A 25,750-nucleotide genomic window follows, 5' to 3' on the forward strand; every position below is an offset into this window, starting at 1 on the left:
ACCTCTATCGCGGCGCCTCGGAAGATGCATCCGCAGGTGGATTGGCCACGGCGTCGGCCGGGGGCCAGAAGAACTGGGTCGGATGCGCCAGCAACCTGCCCAGCAAGGCGCGCAGTAGCTTGCCGGTCTGCGCAAAGCGCACCTGGCGCGAGCGCAGCGCCACCCACAGCGCCAGCGAAAAACTGACCCACAGGTTGACCAGGCCCACCGCCAGCACGCCGGCTGCCGACAGCAGCAACAGGCGCGGTGCCACTGCCCAGTCGAGCGCCTCCAGGGCAATGGCCAGGTTGGCCGCCGAGAAGGTGATGTGGCGGATATCGATCGGAAGCCCCAGCATGAAACCGATGGTGCCGATGCTGCCCAGCATGATGCCGAAGGTGAAGTTGCCCATCAGGCCGCCCAGCCCGGTTTCGACATAATCGCCCAGCCGTTGCGTGCGCGGCATGCCCAGCAGCGACACCAGCCAGCGCGCCCGCACCAGCCGTTGCGACATGCGCGTATAGAGCGCCTTGTTGTCGTAGTAGCCCGAGACCAGCCCGGCCAGGAACAGGCACACGCCAGCGATGGCGGCATGCAGCAGGGCCAGGCTGCCCACCGGGTCGAGGTCGTGCAGCAGGTGGGCGGCCTTGTCGGCGTCGACGAAGTGGTGACCCGACAGCCAGCGATAGGCCATGGCCAGCAGCAACGCCACCGGAAACGCCAGCGACAGGTTGCCCAGCACGGCGATGAACTGGGTGCGCCAGACCCGGGCGATCAGTTCGCACAGGCTGTCGAGGTCGACGTCACGGCTGTTGCCGATGCGATGGATGTCGGCGGCGATGCGCGAGGCGGTCATGGCCGGCTGCTTGGTGGCGACCGTGAAATGCAGCACGTGGATCAGCATGAACCCCAGCGAATAGTTGAGGCTGTACAGGAACGCCTCGACCAGCGGCGCGGCGCGCAGCCATGACATCATGATCTTGATCAGCGCCATGAAGCCGATGATGAAGCCCGCGCCTGCCGCCGAGCGGTACATGGCGGCGTATTCTCCGCGCGTCTCGGCGATATAGTGTTCGCCGGTACGGCTGGCGTTTTCGGTGACGTTGCGTGCCAGCAGGTTGATGTTGCCAGCCAGCAGCTGGCGCACGCTGTATTGCCGCATGCGCGCCGCCGCCAGCTCGTGCACCAGGGCCAGCGCCAGCGGCGCGCGCTGGCCGGGCGCTTGCGGCTCGACGATGGCCAGCAACTGGTTCAGTCGCTGCAGGTTCTGCTCCAGGCGCAGCAGCCGGTAGGTCAGCGAGATGCTGGTGCCCAGGCGTTGCGCCTGGCGCCGGATGCGGTCGATGACGTGCTGGCACTGGTCGAGCAGCACCAGCAGGTGGCGCGCGTCCTCGACCGGCGACAGCGGGTCTTCCAGCGCCAGGCGGCGCGATTGCAGCCAGCCGTGCAATTCGACGTTCTGCATCAGGAAGGGCGATTCGAAGGCCCGCACATCGTCATAGATGCGCAGCAGTTCCGGTTCCATGCCGATGGCGCTGATACGATACGACAGCACCTGGATCGCCTGCAGCAGTTCGGCGCCGACCGGGGTGGGAGCCGTGGCGGCCATGGCGGGCTCGGCATCGCGCAGGGTCTGCCACAGCGCCTGCCATTGCGCCAGCGGCACCGCACTGAGCCACTGGCTGTCGTGCGGATCGCGAAAGACCACGTCCAGGCAATCCTCGAGCTTGCGGTGATCCAGCGCCGGCGGCAGCAGCCGATACGCCAGCCGCTTGAGCAGTTCATGCAGGAAGCCATCGTTGGACAGGATCCCGGTGTCGGCATACAGGCCGACCTGGCGCCGCACCGAAAGCTGGTGCAGCAGATGCCCGCGCAGGGCCACGGCATGCTCGGGATGGTCGCGCAGGAGCTGATCGAGTACGCGCAGCCTGGCCAGTGCCGGTGCGCTATCGGCCGGATCATCGGGGCGGATGCTGTCGGCCAGTGCCGTGAGGGGCCCCAGGTCGGTGGCGAGCGGGTCGGAGGCGATGATGGCGAGGGCGTCGAGCATGGGCCGTTTCCATGAAAAGGGGCAGAAGTGTAGCGTTGAAACCGCAAGCGGGGGGCGTGGCACCAAAATTTACACTTGAAAGATCAGGTAAGAACGGCCGTGGAACCGTAAAGAAGCGAGCTTGCCGCACCGTCAACAGTGTATCCCCGAGGTAATGCGTTTGGCGGGGATGTTTGCCACTTGTATAGGGAGTCATCATGGAACTGGCAACAATTGCCGGCGGAGCCGCAACCGCCTGGCTGGCCAACAAGGCTGCGCAGTCGGTCGGGATCGACCTGACCAAGGTCGCGACGACTGCGGTGGACGAGGTGGCAGGGGCTGTCAAGTCGGCGTTGAAGTTGCCGGCCAATAGCAGCATCGGCCGCATCATCAACACCATCGCCTAGGTCGAGCAACGACACGCGAAAATTATTTTATAGGCAATCTTTACTTGATCGCGTCTCGTTGAGGCGCGATTTTTTTTGACCACTGCGGTTCGGTCGGCGGCCAGGCCAGGCAAGCTGATCCGGGGCAAGGCCAGGCGCTGCGGGCGCTTCCGGAGATTTCCGTGAGGAAATATTAGTTTGCTATGCAAACTATGTGTGATATTTCATTTGTTTTGTTGGCGGAGATAAAGATTCGGGTTCCAATGTCGTTACAGGGATATCGCTGGTCGTTCCTGGCCGGCGGTGTTTTCTCCCTGCTAAGGAGGTGTACATGGAAGTTTCGCAAATTGCAGCACTGGCCACCGACATGGCTGCCGCCAAGACGGCGGACGCGGTCAATGTGACCATGCTCAAGAAAGCCCTCGACATACAATCGTCGACGATGCAAGGCTTGCTGTCGGCATTGCCGCCGACGCTTCCGGCCAATCCCAATATTGGCCGTAACGTCAATACCACGGCCTGATTGCCAGGCTGGCATCGGGATCGCGCCGAAGTTGGCGCGATTTTTTTGGGATGCGTGCCAGCCCGTACGCAGAGTTTCAAGCTTGTTTGAACAATATATTGTTCAAAATATTAAATGACCAATTTAAATGGTATTTCAATGTGACTAGTAAATTAGGCTATAGTTAAAAAAGCTAATTTAAATGGTCATTGTATGGTCAGTCTTCCCGAGATAGGCGCCGCGATACGGCGCGCCCGCAAGCAACGCAAGCTCAGTGCCCAGGCACTGGCCGCGCTGACCGGCATGCATCGCAATACCTTGCTGGCGTTCGAGACCGGCCGCGGCAACCTCGAACTGGTACGCTTGCTGGCGCTGTGCGAGGCGCTGGCGCTCGAGCTGGAGCTGGTGCCGCGCGCCGTGGCGGCGCTGCGTCGTGCCGATGCCCCCGAGGGCGCCGCCACCGAGCTGACCGAGCGGGTAGGCTGGTTGATGGACGCAGGGAGACACCGATGAGCATGCTGCGTTCGTTGCGCATTCGCCTGGGAACGGTCGAGCTGGGCTCGCTGTTCGCCCTCGACGATGGTCGCTGCTATTTCCGTTTCGACGACGATTACGCCATGAGCGGGGCACAACACCCGGTGCTGTCGCAACTGTATTGCGCCTCCAGCGAGCAGCGCACCCGCGCCCAACTGCTCGACCCGACGCTGGCGGCCAACCGTGGTGACGGTCGTGGCGGCTTGCCGCCGTTCTTCCAGAACCTGTTGCCCGAAGGACAGTTGCGCAAGCACCTGGTGCAGCGCGCCGGCTTGTCCCCGGATGACGAATTCGGCCTGCTCGCCTATTGCGGCCGCGATCTTCCCGGCGATGTCTCGGCGCTGGCCGAGCAACTCGACGAACCCGGCCTGGGTCGCTTGCTGGGGCAGGGGCATGACAGCTACGAGATGAGCTCGGGCCAGTTACCGGTGCCGGGTGGCGAATCGCTGTCGGGTGTGCAGCCCAAGCTGGCACTGGTGCGCCAGGCGGGAGGGCGGTACGTGATGCGCTCGCGCGACCGCCAGGGCAGCCATTTCATCGCCAAGCTGCCGGCGACCGACTATCCCAACATGCCGCAGGTCGAGTTCTCGTCGCTGACGCTGGCCGCCGCCGCCGGCGTGACGGTGTGCGGGTTTGCGCTGGAGCCATTGAGCGTGATCGCCGATCACCTGCCGTTCGGCCTGCGCAACGACGCCAGCCGCTTCTTGCTGGTGCAGCGTTTCGATCGCGACGCACCCACCGCCACCGGCCGCCTGCACATGGAGGATTTCGCCCAGGTCACCGGCACCGCGCCGTCCGCGAAATATGCCGGTACCTATGCGGCGATCGGCGCCATCCTGATGGAGCGCAGCACACGCGGGGTGGAAGACGTGTTCGAGCTGCTGCGCCGGATCAAGGTCAACGAATTGCTGGGCAACTTCGACGCCCACCTGAAGAACTTCAGCCTGCTCTATCACACGCCGCAGCAGGCAGCGTTGTCGCCGGCCTACGATATCGTCGCCTATGCCGCCTATGTGGGCGGCAACGGACATGCGCTGGCATTGGTGCCGGGGCAGGGCGCGCGCCAATTGCTCAGCCCCGCGGTGCTGCGCCAGCTGGCCAACATATGGGGCGTGGCCGAGACCCGGCTGCGTACGGTATTGATCGATACGGTCGAGCGTGCCATGTCGCAATGGCCGGCGCTGATCGCCGAACTGCCCCTGACGCACGACCAGCGCCTGCGGCTGTGGGCGCACATCGACGCCAACCCCAGCGTCGTCGCCTGGCGGCGCAGGGCTGCCAGGCCGACCAGGAAAGCCCCGGCATGAAACCGATACCGACCCTGCCGGACCGTGATGGCCTGGCACCCAGCTACTTCTGGCTGCAACCGGGACCGTGGACCTGCATGCTCGATTTCCTGTGCCAGCGTTATGACGCCGTGTCGGCCGAGGCCTGGCGCAGCCGCATGCAGCGGGGCGAGGTGCGTAACCAGCACGGCGAGTGCCTGCAGCCGGACTCGCCCTATCGGGTCGGTGATTGCATCTTCTATTATCGGGAGCTGGCGCAACCGGAAGCGGTGATCCCGGTGCAAGAGCACATCCTGCACCTCGACGAGCATGTGCTGGTGGCCGACAAGCCGCATTTCCTGCCTGTGATCCCGACCGGGCGTTTCGTGCAGCAGACGCTCCTGGTCAGGCTCAAGAAGACCACCGGACTCAAGCACCTGGTGCCTATCCATCGGCTCGATCGCGAGACGGCCGGGGTGATCGTGTTTTCGCATCGCCCCGAGACCCGCGGCAAGTACCAGTCGATGTTCCAGCAGCGCACCATGCAAAAGGTGTACGAGGCGATCGCCCCGCTCAGGCCTGGCCTGGCCTTGCCGCTGCTGCACCGCAGCCGGATGGAGGAAATCCCGGGGCAATTCTTCAGGATGCATGAGGTGGACGGGGAGCCCAATGCCGAGACCCGTATCTCGCTCATCGAGCCGCGCGGCCAGTGGGGTTTGTATCGGCTCGAACCGGTCACCGGCCGTCGCCATCAATTGCGGGTGCACATGGCGGGACTGGGGATGCCGATCGTCAACGACCTGTTCTATCCGCAGCCGGTGCCGGTGGGGGTGGCCGACGATCTCGATCGGCCGTTGAAGCTGCTGGCGCGTTCGCTGTCGTTCATCGATCCGCTTGACCAGTCGCCACGCCACTTCGAGAGCAGGCGGGCGCTATAGCAAGGCGCCCGCGCTGGTCATTGATAGTACAAGGTGAGGGTGCTGGAGCCGGCGAGGACGATTTCATCGACCGAGGGAAGCTCGGCGCTGGGCCTGATCAAGGTCTGGATCGCCAGCTCGCCGCTGACGGTATTGAACGCCGTGGGCAGCGCGGCCTGGCCTTCGGAAAACCCGACGGCATAGATGCCGTTGGCATAGAGCGGCGCATCGACCGGGGTTTCGGACCAGCCCCGCATGCCGTCGCTGCGCAGCGTGCGCAGCGTGCCGGGCACGTTGCGGCCCGAGCCGGTGGACACCCGCACATAGAAGATGCCGATGTTCACGCCGTTGACCGAACCCAGTCCATTGGCCATGAAATTGGCATCGGGTTCGTCACGTACTGCCTTGATCAGGTCCTGCACGATGGTGGCAGGGTGCTCGTCCTGCAACAGCAATGCCACCTTGGCGGGAGCATCGCAATTGATGGAAAAGGTGAGTTTCTGCTCGGGCAGCAGCGTGTGACTGTCGGTCGACAGCTGGGAATGCAGCATGCGGCCGTAGTCGACGGTGCTGCCGGCAGGCATCGTGAGATTGCAGGCGGGCGGCACCAGCGAACCCACCACCTTGATCTGGATACTGTTGCCGGTGCCGTCGGCGGCGGCCGTGGCAGGGGCGGTGGCAAGCAAGGCGAACAGGCAACTGCTCAATTGGACTGCGACGCGACGCAGCAACGGGCTCGAGGTGGTCATGGGATTCCTGGAAAAGTTGGGGAAGCCCGTATTGTCGAGGTCGTGCCAGAATTATTGCATCAAAGATGTCCGATAAAACACTCGAAGTCGAGCGAAGAAATTGTGGTTCGCCCCCTGTTGCGCGTTACGCCGCAGACTTCAACTGGTGCAGCGACGCCACCAGGTCGGCGAAGCGCTGACCCTGGATCATGATGTGCTGGCGCAGCACTTCCATGGTCTTTTCCTCGTCGCCGGCGATGATCGCATCGACCGCCGCGGCATGTTCGTCGAATGACATCCTGAGCCGGTCGCGCACCCGCAGCTGCAGTCGCCGGTACGGGCGCAGGCGTCGATGCAATGCACGCGCCTGCTCGGCCAGGAAACTGTTGTGGCTGCCCGCATAGATGCAGTCGTGGAAGGCTTCGTTGAGATAGAAGTAGGCGTCCGGATCGGCGCCGTCGCGGGCCGCCTGGCAAGCCAGGTGCGCCGCCCGCAGGCCGGCATGCTCATCGGCCGTCATGCGGCGCGCCGCCAGTCGTCCGCACATGGCCTCGAACTCGGCCATCACCTCGAACATCTCGATGAGCTTGTCCGGCCCCACTTCGGCCACGATGGCGCCGCGTCGCGGACGCATCTCGATGATGCCCATCGATGCGAGCTGGATCAACGCCTCGCGAATGGGCGTACGCGATACCCCGAACTGCTCGGCCAGCGAGGTCTCGTCGAGGTGCTGGCCAGGTGATAGCTTGCCCATGGCGATCAATTCCTCGATCGATTCGCGCAGGCTTTCGGCGCGGGTCTTGGCATTTTCCATCTTGCACTTTCTTCAATGTCTTGCGAGGACTGGCATCGAATGCCGCATTCTGCTTGACAATGTATTCTTTTGGGAAGAAATTGTATACACGATGCGACCATAAAAACACACGACGGCGCATCATCATTCCCATTTGGAGGAGACACCAAGATGAACAGCATCACGCGCAGACATTTCCTGGGCACGCTGGCGGCCACTTCGCTGGCGGTCCAATGGCCCCTGGCCCGGGCTCAGGCCCAGGGCACCAGCCTGAAGATTTCGCACCAGTTTCCCGGCGGCACCATCAACGAGGGTGACTTCCGGGACCGCCTGGTGCGCACCTTTGCCAAGCAGGTGGGCGAACGCACCAATGGCGCGCTCAAGTTCGAGATCTATCCGGGTTCGTCGCTGATGAAGACCAATGCCCAGTTCTCGGCGTTGCGCAAGGGCGCGCTGGACATGTCGCTGGTGCCGCTGAACTATGCCGGCGGCGAAGTCCCCGAGACCAATATTGGCCTGATGCCGGGATTGGTCACGTCCTACCAGCAGGGCGCATCGTGGAAGAACGCCGAGGTCGGCCGCGAACTGGCGCGCATCCTGGGCGAGAAGGGCATCGTCATCGTCAGCTGGATCTGGCAGGCCGGCGGCGTGGCCTCGCGCGGCAAGCCCATCGTGGACCCGGCCGACGCCCGCGGCATGAAGGTACGCGGCGGCTCGCGCGAGATGGACCTGATCCTCAAGGAAGCCGGGGCTGCCGTGGTGACCCTGCCGTCCAACGAAATCTATGCCGCCATGCAGACCGGCGCGATGGATGCGGCGATGACTTCGTCGACCTCGTTCATGTCGTTCCGCCTGGAAGAGGTGGCAAAGGCGCTCACGACCGGGCGCGACAAGGCCTATTGGTACATGTTCGAGCCGCTGATGATCTCCAAGGCGGTGTTCGAGCGCCTGCCCAAGGACCAGCAGGCTGCCATCATGGCCGTCGGTGCCGAGATGGAGCAGTTCGCCATGAAGGCCGCCCAGGCCGACGACGTGGCCGTGGCCCAGGTCTACCAGAAGGCCGGAGCGAAGGTGGTCGACCTGAATGCCGAGGTGGTCAGGAAGTGGCAGGACATCGCCCGCAATACCGCCTGGAAGGACTTCGCGGCGCGCAATGCCAATTGCGCCAACCTGCTCAAGCTGGCGGAGAAGACACTATGAGCCACGGCTTCGAGATGCCCGGCGCGGCACCGGCCGCGTCCACGGTACCGGCCAGCGCACCGGTGGCCTGGCTGGCCGCGGCGCTGGGCGTATTCCATCGCGCCGCGGTGCTGCTGGCCATGATCGCGCTGGTGGTGACCTCGTCCATCCTGACCTATTCGGTGGTGGTGCGCTATTTCTTCCACCAACCCACCGACTGGCAGGACGAGGCCTCGGTATTCATGCTGGTGGGCGTGATCTTCCTGTGCGCCGGGTACGTGCAATCGCTGCGCGGTCACATCGGCATCGAGGCGCTGGCCGGAATCCTGCCGGCGGCGGTGAACCGGGCGCGCCTGTTGCTGTGCGACCTGCTGTCGCTGGCCTTCTGCGTCTTCTTCTCGTGGAAATCGTGGACGCTCTGGCATGAAGCCTGGGTCGATGGCCAGACGACCTCGTCGACCTTTGCCCCGCCCTTGTGGATTCCGTACGCGATGATGGCGCTGGGCATGAGCGTGCTGACGCTGCAATTGCTGGTGCAGGTGCTGGTGCGCCTGACCGGGACCGTCCCCGCCACCCGCCAGGAGGGCGCATGAGTCCGCTGGCCCTGGGCGCCCTGTATGGCATCGTCACCATCGTGGTGATGTGTTCCGGCATGCCGATAGCCTTCGCGCTGGGGGTGGTGGCGACCGGTTTCATGTATTTCTTCATGCCGGCCTCGTCGCTCGACACGGTGACCCAGAACGTCTATGAAGAAATCGCCTCGATCACCTTGCTGTCGATCCCGTTGTTCATCCTCAAGGGCGCCGCCATCGGTCGCTCGCCGGCCGGGCGCGACCTGTATTCGGCGATCCATGCCTGGCTCAACCGGGTGCCGGGCGGCCTGGGCATTGCCAACGTGTTCGCCTGCGCGCTGTTCGCGGCGATGGCGGGTTCGTCGCCGGCGACCTGCTCGGCGATCGGTTCGGCCGGCATTCCCGAGATGCGCCGGCGCGGCTATTCACCCGGCTTCGCGGCCGGCATCATTGCCGCAGGCGGTACCCTGGGCATCCTGCTGCCGCCGTCGATCACCATGATCCTGTATGCGGTAGCGGCCGAGCAGTCGCTGGGCCGGCTGTTCCTGGCCGGCATCGGCCCGGGCCTGCTGCTGGTGCTGCTGTTCGCGGCCTATGCGATGTATCGCGCCCACCACGAGTACAAGCTGGCGCACGCCGTCTACAGCGCCGGCGGTGCCAAGTCGGCCTACCTCGACGACGAGCACTTCACGCTGGCGCAAAAGGTCGAGATGCTGCCCCGGGTGCTGCCTTTCGTGGTGCTGCTGATCGGCGTGATGGTGGCCCTGTACGGCGGGCTGGCCACGCCCTCCGAGACCGCCGGGCTGGGTGCATTGCTGGCGCTGCTGCTCATCGCCCTGGTCTACCGCATCTACAAGCCGCGCGAGATCGCACCGTTCCTGTCGGCCACCATCAAGGAATCCGGCATGCTGCTGCTGATCATCGGCATGTCGCTGCTGTATTCCTATGTGATGAGCTACCTGCACATCAGCCAGTCGGCGGCGCAATGGGTGGTCGACCTGCACCTGTCCAAATGGCTGCTGCTGGCCGTGATCCTGTTCATGGTGATCGTGCTGGGCTTCTTCCTGCCGCCGGTGTCGATCATCCTGATGACCGCGCCGATCATCCTGCCACCGCTCAAGGCGGCCGGCTTCGACCTGATCTGGTTCGGCATCGTCATGACGGTGGTCATGGAAATGGGCCTGATCCACCCGCCGGTGGGCCTGAACCTGTTCGTGATCAAGAACATCGCACCCGATATCGCACTGGGTGACGTGATCAAGGGCACCATACCGTTCCTGGCGTTGATGTTCTTGGCGGTGGTGCTGTTGTGTCTTTTCCCCGGCATTGCGACCGGCCTGCCTGACCTGTTGATGGGAGCGAAGTGACCATGAGTGGTAACGAACGCGTCTGGAATGCGCGCGGGCAGGATCGCGACGCCCGCCTGCAGCGCGCTGCGAATGCGTTGGGCGGCCAGTTGCGCGGCAAGCTGGTGGCCGCCGCGCAACTGACCGATCTGCTGTATGCGGTGATCGAGCCGGGCGACCGGGTCTGCGTCGAGGGCAACAACCAGAAGCAGGCCGATTTCCTGGCCCGCAGCCTGGCCGCGCTCGATCCGGCCCGCGTGCATGACCTGCACATGCTGTTTTCGGTGCTGGCCCTGCCCGAGCACCTGGACGTGTTCGAAAAGGGCATCGCCTCCAAGCTGGACTTCTCGTTCTCGGGGCCGCAGGCGGGGCGCCTGGCCAAGCTGGCCGCCAGCGGCAGGCTCAATATCGGCGCCATCCATACCTACCTGGAGCTGTTCGGGCGCTACTTCATCGACCTGACCCCGCGCGTGGCCCTGGTGGCCGCGCAGGCAGCCGATCGCCACGGCAACCTCTACACCGGGCCCAATACCGAGGATACGCCGGCCATCGTCGAGGCCACCGCGTTCTCGGGCGGGATCGTCATCGCGCAGGTCAACGAGATCGTCGACACCCTGCCGCGCATCGACATTCCGGCCGACTGGGTCAGCTTCGCGGTGCAAGCCCCCACGCCGCATTACATCGAACCGTTATTTACGCGCGATCCGGCGCAGATCTCCGAGATCCAGGTGCTCATGGCGATGATGGCCATCAAGGGCATCTATGCCGAATATGGCGTGCAGCGGCTGAACCACGGCATCGGGTTCGACACCGCCGCCATCGAGCTGATCCTGCCGACCTATGGCGAGTCGCTCGGCCTGCGTGGCAAGATCTGCCAGCATTGGGCGCTCAATCCACACCCGGCGCTGATCCCGGCCATCGAGGCCGGGTTCGTCGAATCGATCCATTCGTTCGGCTCCGAGCTGGGGATGGAAGACTATATCCGCGCCCGTCCCGATATCTTCTTCGTCGGCCCCGATGGCTCCATGCGCAGCAACCGGGCCTTTTCGCAGACCGCCGGTCATTACGGCTGCGACATGTTCATCGGCTCCACGCTGCAGATCGACCTGCAGGGCAATTCGTCGACCGCCACGCTGGGGCGCATCGCCGGCTTCGGCGGCGCGCCCAACATGGGGGGCGACGCGCGCGGCCGGCGCCACGCCAGCCCGGCCTGGCTCAAGGCCGGCGCCCAGGCGCGCGCCGGCAAGAACACCATCCCGCGCGGCCAGAAGCTGGTGGTACAGACGGTGGAAACCTTCCGCGAACACATGCAGCCGGCCTTCGTCGACAGGCTCGATGCCTGGCAGCTGGCCGAGCAGGCCAACATGCCGATTCCGCCGGTGATGATCTATGGCGACGACGTGACCCATATCCTGACCGAAGAAGGCATCGCCAACCTGCTGCTGTGCCGCACCGAACAGGAGCGCGAGCAGGCCATACGGGGCGTGGCCGGTTATACGCCGGTGGGCATGGCGCGCGATCGGCGCATGGTGGAAAACCTGCGCGACCGGGGCGTGATCCGGCGCGCCGAAGACCTCGGCGTGGACAAGCGCCTGGCCACCCGCGACCTGCTGGCGGCCAAGAACATGAAAGACCTGGTACGCGCCTCGCATGGCCTGTACCAGCCACCCAAGCGCTTTCGCAACTGGTAACGCGACCCGGGACAGACGCAATGGAAACCTTGAACTATCGTTTCGACGGCGGTACCCGCCGTCTCAAGCCGACGCCGCAACTGCTCGGCGTGGTCAGCTCGGGCAACCTCGAGGTGCTCATCGAGCAGGCGCCGCTGGCCGGCGGCTGCAGTGTCGAGATCAACACCGCCGCGCGCGGTTTTGGCGCCATCTGGCAAGCCGTGATCGGCGACTTCTTCGCGCGCTGGCAACTGGCCGATACCCGCATCGCCATCAATGACATGGGCGCCACGCCGGCGGTGGTCAGCCTGCGCCTGGACCAGGCGGTGCAAGCCATGCTGGAGGAGCAGCCATGAGCGCCAGCTATCTCGAGGCCAATGCCCGCGAGCGCATCGTGCAACTGTTCGATCCGGGCAGCTTCACCGAATTGCTGCCGCCGACGCAGCGCGTGGTCAGCCCGCACCTGGCGCAACTGGATGCGCCGGTCTCGTTCGACGATGGCGTGGTGGTCGGGCAGGCGCGCCTGGACGGCATGGCGGTGATGGCGGCGGCCCAGGAGGGCGGCTTCATGGGCGGCGCCGTGGGCGAGGTCCATGGCGCCAAGCTGGTGGGGCTGCTGCATCGTGCCATTGGCAAGAAGGTCGACGGCGTGGTGCTGCTGGTGGAGAGCGGCGGCGTGCGGCTGCACGAAGCCAATGCCGGCCTGATCGCCGTGTCCGAGGTCATGCGCGCGGTGCTCGAAGTGCGCGCCGCCGGTATCCCGGTGGTGGTGCTGGTGGGCGGCGCCAACGGCTGTTTTGGCGGGATGGGGATCGTGGCGCGCTGCGCCGATGCGGTGATCATGTCCGAGCAGGGGCGGCTGGCGATGTCGGGGCCGGAGGTGATCGAGACCGCCAACGGCGTCGAGGAATTCGATTCGCGCGACCGGGCGCTGGTGTGGCGCACCACTGGCGGCAAGCACCGCTATTTGATGGGCGATGCCCAGGCGCTGGTGGCCGACAGCATCGCCGCGTTTCGTGGCGCGGCGATCCAGGCCCTGCGCCAGGCCGGCCCCAGCGGCTTGACGCTGCAGGGCCTGCAGGCCGAGCAGGCGATGCTGCAGCAGCGGCTCGAACGGTTCGGCGACGCCATCGACCCCCAGGATATCTGGCGGGCGCAGGGCGTGGCCGCGCCGCAGGACCTGGCCATGCTGGAAGCCGAGCAATTCGTCAACACCGTCGACCCGCACCGCGTGCGCCTGAAAGGAACGATATGATCCCATCCCCGGACATCGCCGGCACCGCGCCGGACCAGGTCGACTGGCGCGCGCTGGCCGGCCGGCTGTTCCCGCAGGGGCATGACATCGCCGAGAAAGACAATTTCCTGTCTGGCAGCGCCCAGGTCGACGGCGCCACCGTGACCGTGGTCGGCACCACCGGTCATACGCCGATCGGCATCGAGATCGCACTGGCCCAGGCCCAGGCGATCCTGGCCACGGTACGCGACCATCCGGGCCGCGCCATCGTGATCCTGGTCGATACGCAAGGCCAACGGCTGCGTCACCGCGACGAGATGCTGGGTATCAACAGCTACATGGCGCACCTGGGCAAGTGCGTGGAACTGGCGCGGCGCAGCGGCCATCGGGTCATCGGCCTGGTCTACGACCAGGCGCTGTCGGGTGGCTTCATCACCAGCGGCCTGATCGCCGACGCCTGCTATGCGTTGCCAGCGGCGACCATTCGCGTGATGGGCTTGCCGGCCATGGCGCGCATTACCAAGGTGCCCGAAGAGCGGCTGACTGAACTGGCCCGGAGCAATCCGGTGTTCGCCCCCGGCCCCGAAAACTACCTGCGCATGGGGGGCGTGGCCGATATCTGGAGCGGCGACCTGGCGCAGTCCCTGCGCGACGCCCTGGCCGTGGACCGCTCGGCCGACCGTCGCGCGGTCGCCGGCCTGGAGCGCGGCGGGCGTCGCCTGGCCCAGCACGTGATCGACGCCGTGGCCGACGACGTGCCATTCAAATGATGTCTCGCGTGCCGGCCGCACTGCGCCGACGTCACCACCTGGCCTGGCTCGACGACGCCGGCTGGGCGCACCTGCAATCGCTCGCCGCCGATCCGCGTGAGCTGCAGGCGCTGCAGCGCTGGCAGCACCAACGGTGGCCGCTGGTGCTGCGGCGTGCCGACCCCGATGCTGGTGCCGATGAGGTCTGCGCCGGCCTGGCGCTGCCGCCCGACAGCGACGGCGACAAGCTGCGCATTGCGCTGCGGGTGCCGCAGGCGCATGTGCGGAAGGTGCGCGCGCCGCTGACGCTGGCCGAAGTGATGGCAGCCCAGCCAGCATTGCCCGGACCATGGCATCTGCCGCTACTCGCGCTGCAGCAGGCCGGGCTGCCATTGCGGGTGTTTGGTTCGCTGTCGTGGCAAGTACTGACCGGCCAGGCTTATCTGCGGGCGCAGTCCGACATTGATCTGCTATGGCAGCCGTCGAATAGCAGCGCGCTGGAGCAGGGCACACGGTTATTGCAGCGCCATGCAAGAGACTTGCCGCTGGACGGCGAAATACTGTTTGCCGGCGGCGACGCGGTGGCCTGGAAGGAATGGGCGCAGGCCGACCAGCCCGGCGCACGGGTGCTGGTCAAGGGCGCTGGCGGCGTCAGGCTGGAACGTATCGACGCGCTGCATTGTGCATCCGACCAGGAGCAGCCATGCACCAGCTGAGTCGCTCATCCCAGGTGCGAGCGGCACCGGCGCCACTGCTGGCGACGGCGCCGGCGCAGGGAAAACGCTTCTGCCGCCAACTAGCGCGCCTGGCGGTGCGCAGCCTGTACCAGGAACTGACGCTCTATCCCAAGCCCGGTCTGGTCTCGCTGGTGGATAACGGCAGTCACGCCGACATGAACGCCGCCACCTTCATGCGCAGCCTGTTTGCGCTGCGCCATTACTTCTATCTGATTGCCCGGGCCGGCATGGGCGGCGCCCCGTTCGCCCAGCTGCAGCAACTGGGCGTGCAGGCCGAAGCGCGCATGCTGGCCGCCACCGGCGGCATCAATACCCATCGCGGCGCGATCTTCGCGCTGGGCATGCTGTGCGCGGCCGGCGCTTACTGTCGTGGCCAGCATATCGGCTTGTCGGCGGCGGCGATGCGGGCCGCGCTGTTGATTCGATGGGGCGATGCGCTGGCGCGGCACACGCTGCCCGATGCGGGGCAGCACAGCCATGGCCTGCAGGTAGCCAGCCGGCATGCCGTTGGGGGCGCGCGCGAAGAGGGCGCGCTCGGTTTTCCGTCGGTGTTCGAGGTGGCCTTGCCGCGTCTCGAGGCCACGCTGGCGCAGGGGCGTAGCGAGCATGACGCCCGCATCGATGCGCTGTTCGCCCTGATGGCCCAGCTCAGCGATACCAATGTCTATCACCGTGGCGGCGCGGCGCTCGCGCAGTGGGTGCGCCAGCGCAGCGCCGACTTCCTGGCCGCAGGCGGCACCGCGCACCCGCACTGGCAGGCCACGGCGCAGCGCTGTCATCGCGAGTTCGTGCAGCACCGCCTGTCGCCGGGTGGCGCAGCCGATCTGCTGGCGGCGGCCTGCCTGGTTCGCCAGGCCTGCCTGCTGGATGAGACCGCGCCATGAGCCTGCGCCTGGCCATTCTGTGCCCCGGACAAGGCGGCCAGCATCCGGGCATGTTCGACTTGCTTCGCAGCGACGCCCGCGCTGCCGACTTTCTGGCCCGGTGCCAGCTTGAACTGCTGCTAGGCGCACCGCTGCAGGAGGTGCTGTCCGAGCGTCAGGCCCTGTTTGCCAATCGCAACGCCCAACCGCTGGTGGTGGCGGCGCAGTTGGCGGCGTGGCATGCCCTGGCCGCGCCACTGCGCGCGACCGTCGGCGCGCCGGCGCTGGTGGCCGGCTATAGCGTGGGCGAGTTGTCGGCCTATGCGCTGGCCGGCTTGTTCGCGCCCGCGGCCACGGTCGCGCTGGCGGCCCGGCGTGCTGGCCTGATGGACGCCGCCGTGCGCCAGCCGCAGGGCTTGATGTCGGTCGGCGGCTTGCCGTTGGCGCGCATCATGGCTTGCCTGCCGCGCCATGACGCCCACCTGGCCATCGTCACCGGCGACGACACCGTGATCATCGGCGGCCGGCAGCAGGCCTTGACGGCACTGGCGGCCGAGCTTGCCGGATACGGCGCGCACTGTGGCGAATTGCCGGTGGCGCTGGCCTCGCATACGCCGTTGATGCAACCCGCGCAGCCGGCTTTTGCGGCGCTGCTGGACGGCATGGCGCCGGCCGCACTTGAGCGCACCTTGCTGGCCGGCGTCAGCGGCCAGGCGGTGTCCGATCCGGCCCAGGCGCGCGCCCAGCTGGTGCGACAACTGTGTGAGCCGATCCAGTGGGCAGCCTGCATGGATGCCTGTGCCGAGCATGGCGTCAATGTCGTGCTGGAACTGGGGCCGGGCAACGCACTGTCGCGCATGTTGCGCGAACGCCATCCGGCGATTGCCTGCCGTTCGCTGGCCGACTTTCGCAGTGTCGACGGCGTCCTGGCCTGGCTGCAACGGCAGGCCGACTGACGCGGTTGCAGCTTTCTGGCATCGGGCCTTTTCGGCTGCTATGGTGGAACCAGGGGGATCGCCTGAACCAAGTGCGCCCCCTTTAGTCGGACAGACACAAGCGGCGCATCGCGGGTGCCGGGCAAGCTCAGCCTTACCGTGCACACCGTTCGCCGCTTTGTTCAACCCCAACGCCACCAAGGAGGCTGACGATGAAAGTCGACGTGTATAAACGCCCGGACAGTGATGGATTGTTTTCTTATCTGGTCGTCCCGCACCAGAAGCCGATGCCGCAAGAGGTCACCAATACCGACTGGCAATTGCATGAGCAGGATGTCAATTTCGAGCGCGACGGTCGCAGGCATTTCACCTTGCAGTCAGAAGATGCCTACCGGCAGATCGGCGAAAAGGGCTATGCCATCAGCCATCTGAGCGAACGTGCCGGCGATGGCGCTGCCTGACACACACTGGCATGCGCACCGATATGGCGCCTGCGGGCGCCGTATCGTTCATGGACTCATCAATAAGGCAGGGCACCATGGCACACGAACTGATAGGCGATTACGAGATCGAGTATTCCGGCCAGCGCGTCATTGGTGCAGAAGGGTGGGTTGCCAATGTCGCCATTTTTGGCCATTCAACCAATCCGATGCACCGCAATGCGATATTTCCCGCACAGCGGGTCCTGGTCGACCAGACCTTCGATGATGAGCAGGCGGCGCAACAGGCGGCCCTGAAGGTCGCGCATGAGATGCTGCAGGCGCATGCACATGCCCCGGCCGGGCACTGAATCTGCTGGCATCGATGTAGAGGGTGGCAGGGTGGCCGGGTGACGGCACAGTGGCAATCGAGATGTTGGCAGCGTGGCCAATAATCTTTGAGACTTTTCTGATAGTTCAGCGATGGGCGCTGGGCGAAGATGCTGCAGTTCGTCTGTCTCGCAGTGATGGAGTCTAGATGTGCAGCGCATATTCTTCTATCGATCGGATCCCATCATGCATGCCAACTGCACCGCCATTTCCGGCGCGTTCCTGCGCTATCGTCATGCTGCGCTTGCCCTATCAATCGCGCTGTTCTCCGTGCAGGCCCAGGCTGCACTGTATTGCGGTGGCACGAACGCATCGACCGGTTTCTCGTGGTTCGAGAGCAGTCCTCCTGCCGACCTGGTTATTCCCGCCACCACGCCCAATAACCGGATCATCTGGGAGTCCCCGCCCATCACCATCTCCGGGGTATGCTGGAACGCCCGCGGCCACGAACGGCTGACCTTGTGGATCAATCCGGACGCCAGCAGCGCCGGTCCCCATCTGAGCCTGGGGGTGCGCTATGGCGGGCGACTCGTGACCTATAACGAATACCGGCGCGGTACGCCATTGGAGACCAATGTGACCTTTGGTGGCCGCGGATTTCATCCTTTCAGCATCAGCTTCACCTACGTCCTGATCAAGCGAACCGACATCCCGGCGCACGGCGCCTGGGTGCATCTGCCCCTGATCCAGCTGGATACCTACGACGCCCTCAACAACATGCCCGGCACGCCGCGCGTGCGATTCCTGGTCACCGGGGGCTCGGTGAGAACATCATCGGGTACCTGCCAGCTTTCGGTCGGGAGCCGTGCCACGACGATCATGCTGCCCGTGGTCAGAAGCAGCACCATGGCGCAGACCGGCAGCACCGCCGGACGGGTGCCGTTCGCGCTCAAGGTCGAGAATTGCAACGCGTCGCTACGCCTGGCACGATTCTCCTTCGCGGGGACGGCATCGACCAGCGATGCGCGTTATTTTGGCAACATCGGCACGGCCAATGGCGTCGATTTACGGCTGAGCACCGATACTGGCGCCGTCATCAGCCCGCTGGCGCCCGGTAACGTGATCGATGTGGCGCTGGCTGAGCAACAAGGCAATCTGCCGCTGGTGGCCGAATATGTGCGTACTGCGGAGATGACGCCCGGCACCTTGCGCACGCAGGCGACCGTCTCGATCAGCTACCACTAGCGCCGGCTCGGCCGTGACCAGGGATTTGGACTAGAATGCTTCCAATTCCCTAGCCACGAACTGCCTCCACATGAAGCCGCCACTGCTCGTCCTGATCCATCTTTCCGAGGCCAGCGCCGCCACCATCGGCCAGCACTACGACATCCTCTACGCCCCCGACCGCCAGCGCCGCACCGACATGATCGCCGGCGCCGCCAGGAACGTGGCCGTGGTGCTCACCAACGGCTCGACCGGCTTGAGCGCGGCAGAAATGCAGGCCATGCCCCGGCTGCAACTGGTATGCGCCTTCGGCGCCGGCCATGAAAACATCGATTCGGCGCATGCCCGGGCCCATGGCATCGACATCGCCACCGGTTCCGGCACCAACGAGGATTGCGTGGCCGACCATGCCATGGGCCTGTTGCTGGCCACGGTGCGGCACATCCCGGTGCTCGACCAGACCACCCGCGCCGGCGGCTGGCGCGACGGTCTGCCGCTGCAGCCGCAACTGGCCGGCAAGCGCCTGGGCATCGTCGGGCTGGGCAATATCGGCAAGAAGATCGCGCGTCGTGCAGCCGGCTTCGACGTCGAGGTGGCCTACAGCAACCGCAAGAAGCGCGACGATGTCGATTACCACTATTTTCCTGACGTGGCCCAGCTTGCCGGCTGGGCCGATTTCCTGATCGTGGCCGCCCCCGGCGGCGCCGACACCCGGCACCTGATTTCAAGCCGGGTCATCAACGAACTGGGCCCCAAGGGGTATCTGGTCAATATCGGGCGCGGCAGCATCGTCGACACCGCTGCCGTGGCCGCCGCGTTGCGCGAGGGCCGCCTGGCCGGGGCCGGGCTGGACGTCTACGAGAGCGAGCCGCAGCCACCGGCCGAGCTGATCGGCTTGCCCAATGTGGTCTTGACACCGCATGTGGCCGGCTGGTCGCCCGAATCGGTGGAAGCCTCGGTGCAGCAGTTCCTGCGCAACTGCGAAGAGCATTTTGCGGCGGCAGAACCAGCAGTGCGCGCCTGAAAGCCTGGAACCCCGGCCGCGAGACTGGTAATATCTGCGGCCGGCTGGCCCTGCGTGGGGACGCAGTTGCCCGCCAACCACACTCCACATTTCGACTGCACAGAGAAAGCCTAGCACCATGGACCTGCCATCTCACCAACTCACCATGACGGTCCTGATGACCCCGGACATGGCCAATTTTGCCGGCAATGTACACGGGGGCACCATCCTCAAGCTGCTCGACCAGGTGGCTTACGCCTGCGCCAGCCGCTATGCCGCGCAATACGTGGTGACGCTGTCGGTGGACCAGGTGATGTTCCGCCAGCCGATCCATGTCGGTGAACTGGTGACTTTCCTGGCCAGCGTCAATCACACCGGCACCTCGTCCATGGAAATCGGCGTGAAGGTGGTCGCCGAAAACATCCGTACCCAGGACACGCGTCACGTCAACAGCTGCTTCTTCACCATGGTGGCGGTCGACGACAAGCGCAAGCCGATTGCGGTGCCGCCCCTGCGCCCGTTCTCGCAGGAAGAAAAACGACGCTTCGAAGCCGCGGTCATCCGCAAGTCGCTGCGCCAGGAACTGGCCCGGCGCTACGAAGAGGTCAAGCCCAGTTAAGGCACTGTGCGCGATCGAAAGGCCGGACCACGCATGACGCGCGGTCCGGCTTTTTTCATGGGCGAATCGTCAGTCCAGCGTGACCTCGACCCGGCCCAGGGGGCCGAGATCGCCGACGATATGCTGGCCGGCCCGTATCGGCATGGGCACGATGGTCGAACCGCTGGCCACGATCTGGCCTTCACCCAGCGTCAAGCCGTGCTGGGACAACTCGTTGGCCAGCCAGGTCAACGCCGCCGCAGGGTCGCCCAGTACCTGCGCGCCGCTGCCCTCGCGCTGCTGGTCGCCGTCGATGCGGCAGGACGTGGCCAGCGTGGCCAGGTCCAGGCTGTGCCATGGGCCGGCGCAGGGCGCACCCAGCACGAACTGGTCGGCACAGCTGTTGTCGGCAATGAGCTGGTTGGCGCCCACGGTCCTGAATGTATCGTAGCGGGTGTCGGGGATTTCGAGGGCAGGGTGCAGCGAACCCACTGCATCGAGCACCTCGTCGCGGGTATAGGGCTTAGCACGTGGAGGCAGCGAGCGGCGCATGCGAAATGCGACTTCGACTTCGATGACGCGCATGAGGTTGTTGCCCAGGGCAATGCGCGCACCGCTGCGGTGCACCCGCTCGGCCAGCAGGCGCCCGGCCAGTGGCGCGTCGATGTTGAGCAATTGCTGGCCGCCGGGACCGGTGGCGCCGATCTTCCAGCCGGCCAGTGGCGCAAAACTGCGCGCCTCCAGCCGGCCCTGGATGGCATAGGCGTCGGCGCGCGCCGTCGGTTGCAGGGCCGGCGGCAGTTGTTCGATGCGTCGTCCGTGGGCCCAGCAATCCCATAACAGGTCGGCCGCTTCCTGGCGTTGTGATTCTGTCAGCACGTGGTGTTTCCCCCTTGTGGTTGGCCGATCTTGGTTTGCAATGCCCTCATCATAGCCAGGTTTGGCGGGCCTGGGCGCGCGCAATGTTCAAGGCCCGATACGGCTCAAGCCATCAGCGGGCCGAGTGCGCCGATGGCCAGCGTCAGCAGACCCAATACCAGGTTCAGGCCCACCAGGGTGCGGATCTGCAGCAGGGCGCGGGCGGCGCGGTCCCAGTCCTGTTGGGCGCTGGCGCGGCGCAGGCGGCCGAATGGCGCAAAGAAGACATGGGCGAAGATCAGCATCATCGCCAGGCCGATGCCGGCCATCGCATGCACGTATGGCGGGACATGGCCGGCGCCCATCTTGAACATCATGTGCAGGCCGCTGCCCAGCACCAGCGCCACGGCGACCCACACCCAGACGAAAAATCGGGCCAGCACCGCTGCCATCAGGCGCAGCCGCTGCGGCGCCTGCAGTTCGACCAGCGCCGGCCGCAGCGCCATATGGGCAAAGAACATGCCGCCAACCCAGATGGTGGCACCCAACAAATGCAGGAATGTGGCAATCAACATGGCTGTTCCGAAGTGTTGTTCATTGGATCGCACGGATTGTCGCACGACAGGCTACAGGATGGCGGTTTCTGTAGTAATGTCCGGAACGCTCGGGTGACGGCCCATGAGACCGCGCGGCGCCGACACGGCAGGCCCGGAACCTGCTAGAGCGAATCGGTGTGACACAGTGCGAGCGACGAGGACAATGACATGCAATCCCCATTTCCGGTGCCCCGGGTAATTCGACACCTGCTGGCGGCGGGGCTGCTGGCCGCCAGCCTGGGCGTGCACGCCGAGCGGGTGGTCACCATCGGCCTGGCGGTGCCCCTGAGCGGGCCATCGGGCAGCACCGGCGCCAGCCTGGAGCAGGCCGCGCAGCTGGCCATCGATGACCTCAATGCCGCCCGTCCGGTGATCGATGGCGAGCCGGTGCGCTTTGCGCTGTTGGCGCAGGACGATCGCGCCGACCCCCGCACCGGCGAACTGGTGGCCGATTATTTCGTCAAGAGCCGGGTGGCGGCCGTGGTCGGTCACTGGAATAGCGGAGTCGGCATTCCCGCTTCGCGCATCTATGCCGCCGCCGGTATCGTGCAGGTAGCGCCGGCGGTCACCTCGCCGGCCTATACCCAGCAGGGCTATGCCGGCGCCTTTCGCATCGTGCCCCACGACGGCGAGGGTGCGCGCCATATCGCGCAATACGTGGTGCGCGAGATGAAGGCGGCCAATGTGGTGGTGATCGACGACCGCACGCCCTTCGGGGCCGGCTACGCGGCCGAGTTCGCCGGCAACGTAGTGGCATTGGGCGGCAAGATCGGTGCCCGTTTCGCACTGAGCAGCAAGAGTTCCGATTTCAATGGCATCCTGCGCACGGTGCGTTCGCTCAAGCCCGACGCGGTCCTGTTTGCCGGCCTCGACGCCCAGGCGGCGCAACTGGTCAGCGAGATGCGGCGGCTGCAGATCGGCGCGCCGCTGATCGGCATCGGCGGCCTGGTCGGCCCCACCTTCGTGCGCCTGGCCGGCAGTGCCGGCGAAGGCACCGTGGTACTGGAGCCGGGGCCGGCTTCTTATCGCGGCCCGCAATGGACCCATTTCGAAGCCGCCTGGAAGGCCCGCTACCAGGAGCCGATCACCCTCTATGCGCCATTCGCCTATGATGCCGTGCGCGTGATCGCCGCGGCCATGCGCCAGGCCAATGCCACCGGGGGCGCGCCGCTGGCCCGGGAGCTGCATCGGATCCGCTATCGCGGCGTCACCGGCCCTATCGCTTTCGACCGCGAGGGCAACCTGCGCGACCCGGTATTCACGCTGTACGGCGTCAAGCAAGGCCGGTGGCAGGTGATCAAGACCATCGACGAGCGCAGCTAGCCACGCCACAGGCCGGGCGCCAACGAAAAACGCACCGCCATGGCGGTGCGTCTTGCGTGATGCCGGCAGGTTGCCGTGCTTACTTCTTGGGACGGCCGACCTTCAATGGCGTGAGCCCGGCCAGGATATCCTTGATGTCGGCGATCTTCAGGTTCTTGATCAACGACACGCCGATGCGCAGCAGGTCGCTCTTCTTGATCTCGACCCCGGCCTTCAGGCAGGTCTTCTTGACCTGCGCCAGCACCGCGTATTCGTTCTCGGGCATGGTGAAGCTGTCGCGCACCTGCTTGACCTTCTTGGGCTTTGCGGCCTTCTTGTCGGCCTTGCCGGCAGGCGCGGCGGGCTGGGGTGCAACCGGCTTGATGGCCGCCTTCGGCGCTGGCTTTGGAGCCGGTCTTGCCGGCCTGGCGCTGGTCGCGGGGGCGGGCTTGAGTGCGGCCTTGGGTGCCGGTCTGGTCGCCGGCTTGACAGGCGCCTTGGTGGCAGGCTTGCGCGCGGCGGTGGCGGCGCTTGCAGCAGTTGTGGACTTGACAGCTGGTTTTGCAGTCGGTGCCTTGGTTACCATGAACCCTCCTCATAAATTTGATATAAACAATATATATTGTTTGACAATCATGCGCAATGTGCTAGTGCGATGGCAACGATTTCACACCTGGGATTCGTGGTTGAAAACGTTTGCATCGCACCGATACCGCATATCGATCGGATCGCAGGGATGCTAACAAGGGCAGATGAACGCTTTGTGACAGCATAAAAAATGCAGTCCGGCCGCAAGCGGCGGGACTGCAAGGTACGTCGGTCTCTACTGGGATGCTGCTGGATTACTGCGAATTACATGAAGCTGCGGCTGGCGGCCGGCTTGGTTTCGTTGGCCACCGGGCGCGCGTGCTGCACCGGATCGAATTCCTTGACTTCGGCGCTGCCGTCGCGCATGGCACCCATGGTGGCGGTGGCCTTCGATTGGGTGGCCTGCTGCAAGGCGTTGTCTTCCTTGAACTCGCGCAGGAACTGCGAGAAGTTGCTGCCCACTTCGTGATGCTTGATGCCCATGGCCACGGCGGCCTTGAGGTAGCCCAGCTTGGAGCCGCAATCGAAGCGCTGGCCCTCATAGCGATAGGCCAGGACGTCTTCCTGCGTGAGCAGGGCCGAGATGGCATCGGTCAATTGCAGTTCGCCACCGGCACCGGTGCCGATCTTCTCGAGGTGATCGAAGATGGCCGGGGTCAGCACATAGCGGCCGGTCACGGCCAGCGTCGACGGCGCCACTTCGGGTGCGGGTTTCTCGACGATGCCGCTGACCAGTTCCAGGCGGTCCTGGTAGGCGCTGCCGCTGACGATGCCGTATTGGCGGGTTTCCAGGCGTGGCACATCCTGCACTGCCAGCAGGCTCTTGCCTTCGCGCTCGAAGGCGGCCGTCATCTGCGCCATTACATTGGGCTGGCCGGCTTCGACATCCATGAAATCGTCGGCCAGCAGCACGGCGAAGGGCTCGTTGCCCACCAGTTGCTTGGCCAGCAGCACCGCATGGCCCAGGCCCAGCGGTTCGGCCTGGCGCACGTAGACGCAATTGATATGCTTGGGGATGACGGTTTGCACCATCTCCAGCAGCTTGGTCTTGCCGGCTGCTTCCAGTTCGCTTTCCAGCTCGTAGGCCTTGTCGAAATGGTCTTCGATGGCGCGCTTGTTGCGGCCGGTGATGAAGATCATCTCCGTGATGCCGGCGGCCACCGCTTCTTCGACTGCGTACTGGATCAACGGCTTGTCGACGATAGGCAGCATTTCTTTCGGCTGTGCCTTGGTGGCAGGCAGGAAACGGCTGCCCAGACCGGCGACAGGGAAAACGGCTTTGGTAATCTTGGTCATATTAGGCCCAGGTAAAAGTTGGTCGACGTAACATCCTCACCCTTGCGAGTGACAGGCTCGATGCAATCAGCCCGTTTTTTTCTTCAATAGCTTCAAATGCAGGTAGGTGCGGCAGCTGTAGAACAGCGGCGCGGCAGTAGGGAAAGCGTTGCTCAGCAGGCCGGCGGTGATGTCCAGCATCGATCCGCTGCGCGCCAGGCGCGGCGCCGCGGGTGCCGCGGTAAATTCGATCCGCTGCGTGCTACCGCCTTGCTCGAGCTGGTCCAGCACGGCGGCCAGTTGCGGCGCCTTGATCGAGATCTGGCGCAGCAATTGCACGGATTCTTGCGTGTGGGCGGATATCTGGTCGATGGCGTCCATCTCGAGGTCCTGGTGACGGGCGGGGGCCGCCGGTGCAAACGGGGCACGCGGCGAGATGAAGGCTTGCAGGCGGGATGGCAGGGTAAGCATGGCGTGTTGTCTTTCTTATGGGGCTATCGCATGTTCAACGGCATGCGGTCCATTTGCTGCACTGCATTGCCAAGGTGACGCAAGCTTAGGCAGAGCGGGCGCGCCGAGCTATCAGAAAGCGACTGTTTGCAATGTAGGAAAAACGGAAACGCCCACGCCCGTCGCGCAATCGTCGTGTCGTCGGGCAACGTCGCCGACAGCGGCCCTGGGCGCGCTTGTCCTACAAGGGAATGGGCCGCTGTCCGATATCGAGCGTCGCGGCGCTTGCCTACCATTGCCTCATCCGTTGGGCACTTCAACCCTGCGTGACGGGCCTTAAACACAACACGAAAGGAAGCATCATGGAACACGGAATCATCGTATGGCTGATCATCGGCGCCGTTGCCGGCTGGCTGGCAGGTGTATTGGTCAAGGGCGGCGGCTTCGGCGTGCTCGCTGATATCCTCATCGGTATCGTCGGCGCCGTCATCGGCGGCTGGCTGGCGGGACTGCTGGGCATCGCAGTGGGCGGCGGCATCCTGGCTTCCATCGTCACCGCCACCCTCGGCGCGGTGGTGCTGCTGGTGATCGTCAGGGCCTTCCGCCGCCGGGCTTGATCCGACCCCGGTCGGCGGTTCTACCTGAAGCAGACATGCGCCCCAGTGGCGCATGTCTGCGTTGTGCGTCCA

At 65.2% G+C, this 25,750-nt stretch carries 30 protein-coding genes; 22 read left to right on the forward strand and 8 right to left on the reverse strand.

The window, feature by feature from the left end:
- Positions 1-4: 4 nt before the first annotated feature.
- Positions 5-2,029: a site-specific recombinase gene (locus PMI40_RS09970; RefSeq protein WP_008114752.1), complete on the reverse strand. Its 2,025-nt coding sequence runs from the start codon at positions 2,027-2,029 to the stop codon at positions 5-7.
- A gap of 197 nt (positions 2,030-2,226) precedes the next feature.
- Here PMI40_RS09970 and PMI40_RS09975 point away from each other — a divergent pair, with 197 nt between their 5' ends.
- The 5 genes from PMI40_RS09975 to PMI40_RS09995 all read left to right on the forward strand — a co-directional run bounded on the left by PMI40_RS09975 (position 2,227) and on the right by PMI40_RS09995 (position 5,633).
- A complete protein-coding gene (locus tag PMI40_RS09975; protein ID WP_008114753.1) occupies positions 2,227-2,415 on the forward strand; it encodes a hypothetical protein in 189 nt (62 codons plus the stop codon).
- A gap of 310 nt (positions 2,416-2,725) precedes the next feature.
- On the forward strand, positions 2,726-2,917 hold the full coding sequence (locus tag PMI40_RS09980) for a YjfB family protein (protein ID WP_008114754.1): 192 nt from the start codon (positions 2,726-2,728) through the stop codon (positions 2,915-2,917).
- A 192-nt stretch (positions 2,918-3,109) separates the two neighbouring features.
- Positions 3,110-3,409, forward strand: a complete 300-nt coding sequence (locus PMI40_RS09985) for a helix-turn-helix transcriptional regulator (protein ID WP_008114755.1) — start codon at positions 3,110-3,112, stop codon at positions 3,407-3,409.
- Entirely contained in the window at positions 3,406-4,737 is a 1,332-nt protein-coding gene (locus PMI40_RS09990; protein ID WP_008114756.1) for a type II toxin-antitoxin system HipA family toxin, read from the forward strand. The genes PMI40_RS09985 and PMI40_RS09990 overlap by 4 nt, the downstream gene beginning before the upstream one ends.
- The gene (locus PMI40_RS09995; RefSeq protein WP_008114758.1) at positions 4,734-5,633 is read left to right on the forward strand and encodes a pseudouridine synthase; all 900 of its coding nucleotides are present in this window, start codon (positions 4,734-4,736) and stop codon (positions 5,631-5,633) included. Before PMI40_RS09990 ends, PMI40_RS09995 begins: the two co-directional genes overlap by 4 nt.
- Before the next feature lie 17 nt (positions 5,634-5,650).
- Here PMI40_RS09995 and PMI40_RS10000 read toward each other — a convergent pair whose 3' ends face one another.
- Together PMI40_RS10000 and PMI40_RS10005 are read right to left on the reverse strand one after the other, a co-directional pair.
- Entirely contained in the window at positions 5,651-6,361 is a 711-nt protein-coding gene (locus PMI40_RS10000) for a DUF1120 domain-containing protein (RefSeq protein WP_008114760.1), read from the reverse strand.
- Positions 6,362-6,485: 124 nt separating this feature from the next.
- Positions 6,486-7,154 (reverse strand): GntR family transcriptional regulator, encoded by a 669-nt coding sequence (locus tag PMI40_RS10005; protein ID WP_008114762.1) that lies wholly within the window; start codon positions 7,152-7,154, stop codon positions 6,486-6,488.
- 150 nt (positions 7,155-7,304) lie between these two features.
- Between PMI40_RS10005 and dctP the strand changes: the two genes are divergently transcribed.
- The 15 genes from dctP to PMI40_RS10080 all read left to right on the forward strand — a co-directional run bounded on the left by dctP (position 7,305) and on the right by PMI40_RS10080 (position 20,013).
- Positions 7,305-8,333: a TRAP transporter substrate-binding protein DctP gene (dctP, locus tag PMI40_RS10010; RefSeq protein ID WP_008114764.1), complete on the forward strand. Its 1,029-nt coding sequence runs from the start codon at positions 7,305-7,307 to the stop codon at positions 8,331-8,333.
- Complete coding sequence (locus tag PMI40_RS10015; protein WP_008114765.1) at positions 8,330-8,905, forward strand: TRAP transporter small permease; 576 nt, start codon at positions 8,330-8,332, stop codon at positions 8,903-8,905. The genes dctP and PMI40_RS10015 overlap by 4 nt, the downstream gene beginning before the upstream one ends.
- Positions 8,902-10,251: a TRAP transporter large permease gene (locus tag PMI40_RS10020; protein ID WP_008114766.1), complete on the forward strand. Its 1,350-nt coding sequence runs from the start codon at positions 8,902-8,904 to the stop codon at positions 10,249-10,251. Before PMI40_RS10015 ends, PMI40_RS10020 begins: the two co-directional genes overlap by 4 nt.
- Before the next feature lie 2 nt (positions 10,252-10,253).
- The gene (mdcA, locus tag PMI40_RS10025) at positions 10,254-11,921 is read left to right on the forward strand and encodes a malonate decarboxylase subunit alpha (RefSeq protein ID WP_008114767.1); all 1,668 of its coding nucleotides are present in this window, start codon (positions 10,254-10,256) and stop codon (positions 11,919-11,921) included.
- Between the two features lie 20 nt (positions 11,922-11,941).
- The gene (gene mdcC, locus PMI40_RS10030; RefSeq protein ID WP_008114768.1) at positions 11,942-12,256 is read left to right on the forward strand and encodes a malonate decarboxylase acyl carrier protein; all 315 of its coding nucleotides are present in this window, start codon (positions 11,942-11,944) and stop codon (positions 12,254-12,256) included.
- Positions 12,253-13,155, forward strand: a complete 903-nt coding sequence (locus PMI40_RS10035; RefSeq protein WP_008114769.1) for a biotin-independent malonate decarboxylase subunit beta — start codon at positions 12,253-12,255, stop codon at positions 13,153-13,155. Before mdcC ends, PMI40_RS10035 begins: the two co-directional genes overlap by 4 nt.
- Positions 13,152-13,904, forward strand: coding sequence for a biotin-independent malonate decarboxylase subunit gamma (gene mdcE, locus PMI40_RS10040; RefSeq protein WP_008114770.1), 753 nt, complete (start codon positions 13,152-13,154; stop codon positions 13,902-13,904). Before PMI40_RS10035 ends, mdcE begins: the two co-directional genes overlap by 4 nt.
- Complete coding sequence (gene mdcG, locus PMI40_RS10045) at positions 13,901-14,599, forward strand: malonate decarboxylase holo-[acyl-carrier-protein] synthase (RefSeq protein ID WP_008114771.1); 699 nt, start codon at positions 13,901-13,903, stop codon at positions 14,597-14,599. Before mdcE ends, mdcG begins: the two co-directional genes overlap by 4 nt.
- Positions 14,587-15,504: a triphosphoribosyl-dephospho-CoA synthase MdcB gene (mdcB, locus tag PMI40_RS10050; RefSeq protein ID WP_008114772.1), complete on the forward strand. Its 918-nt coding sequence runs from the start codon at positions 14,587-14,589 to the stop codon at positions 15,502-15,504. The genes mdcG and mdcB overlap by 13 nt, the downstream gene beginning before the upstream one ends.
- On the forward strand, positions 15,501-16,439 hold the full coding sequence (locus PMI40_RS10055; RefSeq protein WP_008114773.1) for an acyltransferase domain-containing protein: 939 nt from the start codon (positions 15,501-15,503) through the stop codon (positions 16,437-16,439). The genes mdcB and PMI40_RS10055 overlap by 4 nt, the downstream gene beginning before the upstream one ends.
- Before the next feature lie 191 nt (positions 16,440-16,630).
- Positions 16,631-16,879, forward strand: coding sequence for a DUF6139 family protein (locus PMI40_RS10060; RefSeq protein ID WP_008114775.1), 249 nt, complete (start codon positions 16,631-16,633; stop codon positions 16,877-16,879).
- Positions 16,880-16,956: 77 nt separating this feature from the next.
- Positions 16,957-17,208: a hypothetical protein gene (locus PMI40_RS10065; RefSeq protein ID WP_008114777.1), complete on the forward strand. Its 252-nt coding sequence runs from the start codon at positions 16,957-16,959 to the stop codon at positions 17,206-17,208.
- A gap of 205 nt (positions 17,209-17,413) precedes the next feature.
- The gene (locus PMI40_RS22935) at positions 17,414-18,412 is read left to right on the forward strand and encodes a fimbrial protein (RefSeq protein WP_008114779.1); all 999 of its coding nucleotides are present in this window, start codon (positions 17,414-17,416) and stop codon (positions 18,410-18,412) included.
- Positions 18,413-18,482: 70 nt separating this feature from the next.
- Positions 18,483-19,415, forward strand: coding sequence for a 2-hydroxyacid dehydrogenase (locus tag PMI40_RS10075; RefSeq protein ID WP_008114781.1), 933 nt, complete (start codon positions 18,483-18,485; stop codon positions 19,413-19,415).
- A 118-nt stretch (positions 19,416-19,533) separates the two neighbouring features.
- Complete coding sequence (locus PMI40_RS10080) at positions 19,534-20,013, forward strand: acyl-CoA thioesterase (RefSeq protein WP_008114783.1); 480 nt, start codon at positions 19,534-19,536, stop codon at positions 20,011-20,013.
- A gap of 69 nt (positions 20,014-20,082) precedes the next feature.
- Here the strand turns inward: PMI40_RS10080 and PMI40_RS10085 are convergent, their stop codons facing one another.
- A complete protein-coding gene (locus PMI40_RS10085; RefSeq protein WP_008114785.1) occupies positions 20,083-20,871 on the reverse strand; it encodes a 2-keto-4-pentenoate hydratase in 789 nt (262 codons plus the stop codon).
- Between the two features lie 104 nt (positions 20,872-20,975).
- Positions 20,976-21,425 carry a CopD family protein gene (locus tag PMI40_RS10090; protein ID WP_008114787.1) on the reverse strand — a complete coding sequence of 150 codons (450 nt, stop codon included), beginning with the start codon at positions 21,423-21,425 and terminating at the stop codon, positions 20,976-20,978.
- 189 nt (positions 21,426-21,614) lie between these two features.
- Here PMI40_RS10090 and PMI40_RS10095 point away from each other — a divergent pair, with 189 nt between their 5' ends.
- A complete protein-coding gene (locus PMI40_RS10095; RefSeq protein ID WP_008114789.1) occupies positions 21,615-22,769 on the forward strand; it encodes a branched-chain amino acid ABC transporter substrate-binding protein in 1,155 nt (384 codons plus the stop codon).
- Positions 22,770-22,848: 79 nt separating this feature from the next.
- Here PMI40_RS10095 and PMI40_RS10100 read toward each other — a convergent pair whose 3' ends face one another.
- The 3 genes from PMI40_RS10100 to PMI40_RS10110 form a co-directional block, all read right to left on the reverse strand.
- The gene (locus PMI40_RS10100; RefSeq protein WP_008114791.1) at positions 22,849-23,334 is read right to left on the reverse strand and encodes a hypothetical protein; all 486 of its coding nucleotides are present in this window, start codon (positions 23,332-23,334) and stop codon (positions 22,849-22,851) included.
- Positions 23,335-23,600: 266 nt separating this feature from the next.
- The gene (gene galU / locus PMI40_RS10105; RefSeq protein WP_008114792.1) at positions 23,601-24,632 is read right to left on the reverse strand and encodes a UTP--glucose-1-phosphate uridylyltransferase GalU; all 1,032 of its coding nucleotides are present in this window, start codon (positions 24,630-24,632) and stop codon (positions 23,601-23,603) included.
- 66 nt (positions 24,633-24,698) lie between these two features.
- Positions 24,699-25,082: a hypothetical protein gene (locus tag PMI40_RS10110; protein ID WP_008114795.1), complete on the reverse strand. Its 384-nt coding sequence runs from the start codon at positions 25,080-25,082 to the stop codon at positions 24,699-24,701.
- A 341-nt stretch (positions 25,083-25,423) separates the two neighbouring features.
- Here PMI40_RS10110 and PMI40_RS10115 point away from each other — a divergent pair, with 341 nt between their 5' ends.
- Positions 25,424-25,678: a GlsB/YeaQ/YmgE family stress response membrane protein gene (locus PMI40_RS10115; protein WP_008114797.1), complete on the forward strand. Its 255-nt coding sequence runs from the start codon at positions 25,424-25,426 to the stop codon at positions 25,676-25,678.
- Positions 25,679-25,750 lie beyond the last annotated feature (72 nt).

Origin of the sequence: Herbaspirillum sp. YR522 (assembly GCF_000282575.1) — a bacterium.
In the GTDB taxonomy this organism is placed as follows: domain Bacteria; phylum Pseudomonadota; class Gammaproteobacteria; order Burkholderiales; family Burkholderiaceae_D; genus Herbaspirillum.

Excerpts from the sequence above, each read along its gene's own strand:
- PMI40_RS09970 (WP_008114752.1), bottom strand. The coding sequence starts at position 2,029 with ATGCTCGACGCCCTCGCCATCATCGCCTCCGACCCGCTCGCCACCGAC.
- PMI40_RS09975 (WP_008114753.1), top strand. The coding sequence starts at position 2,227 with ATGGAACTGGCAACAATTGCCGGCGGAGCCGCAACCGCCTGGCTGGCC.
- PMI40_RS09980 (WP_008114754.1), top strand. The coding sequence starts at position 2,726 with ATGGAAGTTTCGCAAATTGCAGCACTGGCCACCGACATGGCTGCCGCC.
- PMI40_RS09985 (WP_008114755.1), top strand. The coding sequence starts at position 3,110 with ATGGTCAGTCTTCCCGAGATAGGCGCCGCGATACGGCGCGCCCGCAAG.
- PMI40_RS09990 (WP_008114756.1), top strand. The coding sequence starts at position 3,406 with ATGAGCATGCTGCGTTCGTTGCGCATTCGCCTGGGAACGGTCGAGCTG.
- PMI40_RS09995 (WP_008114758.1), top strand. The coding sequence starts at position 4,734 with ATGAAACCGATACCGACCCTGCCGGACCGTGATGGCCTGGCACCCAGC.
- PMI40_RS10000 (WP_008114760.1), bottom strand. The coding sequence starts at position 6,361 with ATGACCACCTCGAGCCCGTTGCTGCGTCGCGTCGCAGTCCAATTGAGC.
- PMI40_RS10005 (WP_008114762.1), bottom strand. The coding sequence starts at position 7,154 with ATGGAAAATGCCAAGACCCGCGCCGAAAGCCTGCGCGAATCGATCGAG.
- dctP (WP_008114764.1), top strand. The coding sequence starts at position 7,305 with ATGAACAGCATCACGCGCAGACATTTCCTGGGCACGCTGGCGGCCACT.
- PMI40_RS10015 (WP_008114765.1), top strand. The coding sequence starts at position 8,330 with ATGAGCCACGGCTTCGAGATGCCCGGCGCGGCACCGGCCGCGTCCACG.
- PMI40_RS10020 (WP_008114766.1), top strand. The coding sequence starts at position 8,902 with ATGAGTCCGCTGGCCCTGGGCGCCCTGTATGGCATCGTCACCATCGTG.
- mdcA (WP_008114767.1), top strand. The coding sequence starts at position 10,254 with ATGAGTGGTAACGAACGCGTCTGGAATGCGCGCGGGCAGGATCGCGAC.
- mdcC (WP_008114768.1), top strand. The coding sequence starts at position 11,942 with ATGGAAACCTTGAACTATCGTTTCGACGGCGGTACCCGCCGTCTCAAG.
- PMI40_RS10035 (WP_008114769.1), top strand. The coding sequence starts at position 12,253 with ATGAGCGCCAGCTATCTCGAGGCCAATGCCCGCGAGCGCATCGTGCAA.
- mdcE (WP_008114770.1), top strand. The coding sequence starts at position 13,152 with ATGATCCCATCCCCGGACATCGCCGGCACCGCGCCGGACCAGGTCGAC.
- mdcG (WP_008114771.1), top strand. The coding sequence starts at position 13,901 with ATGATGTCTCGCGTGCCGGCCGCACTGCGCCGACGTCACCACCTGGCC.
- mdcB (WP_008114772.1), top strand. The coding sequence starts at position 14,587 with ATGCACCAGCTGAGTCGCTCATCCCAGGTGCGAGCGGCACCGGCGCCA.
- PMI40_RS10055 (WP_008114773.1), top strand. The coding sequence starts at position 15,501 with ATGAGCCTGCGCCTGGCCATTCTGTGCCCCGGACAAGGCGGCCAGCAT.
- PMI40_RS10060 (WP_008114775.1), top strand. The coding sequence starts at position 16,631 with ATGAAAGTCGACGTGTATAAACGCCCGGACAGTGATGGATTGTTTTCT.
- PMI40_RS10065 (WP_008114777.1), top strand. The coding sequence starts at position 16,957 with ATGGCACACGAACTGATAGGCGATTACGAGATCGAGTATTCCGGCCAG.
- PMI40_RS22935 (WP_008114779.1), top strand. The coding sequence starts at position 17,414 with ATGCATGCCAACTGCACCGCCATTTCCGGCGCGTTCCTGCGCTATCGT.
- PMI40_RS10075 (WP_008114781.1), top strand. The coding sequence starts at position 18,483 with ATGAAGCCGCCACTGCTCGTCCTGATCCATCTTTCCGAGGCCAGCGCC.
- PMI40_RS10080 (WP_008114783.1), top strand. The coding sequence starts at position 19,534 with ATGGACCTGCCATCTCACCAACTCACCATGACGGTCCTGATGACCCCG.
- PMI40_RS10090 (WP_008114787.1), bottom strand. The coding sequence starts at position 21,425 with ATGTTGATTGCCACATTCCTGCATTTGTTGGGTGCCACCATCTGGGTT.
- PMI40_RS10095 (WP_008114789.1), top strand. The coding sequence starts at position 21,615 with ATGCAATCCCCATTTCCGGTGCCCCGGGTAATTCGACACCTGCTGGCG.
- PMI40_RS10100 (WP_008114791.1), bottom strand. The coding sequence starts at position 23,334 with ATGGTAACCAAGGCACCGACTGCAAAACCAGCTGTCAAGTCCACAACT.
- galU (WP_008114792.1), bottom strand. The coding sequence starts at position 24,632 with ATGACCAAGATTACCAAAGCCGTTTTCCCTGTCGCCGGTCTGGGCAGC.
- PMI40_RS10110 (WP_008114795.1), bottom strand. The coding sequence starts at position 25,082 with ATGCTTACCCTGCCATCCCGCCTGCAAGCCTTCATCTCGCCGCGTGCC.
- PMI40_RS10115 (WP_008114797.1), top strand. The coding sequence starts at position 25,424 with ATGGAACACGGAATCATCGTATGGCTGATCATCGGCGCCGTTGCCGGC.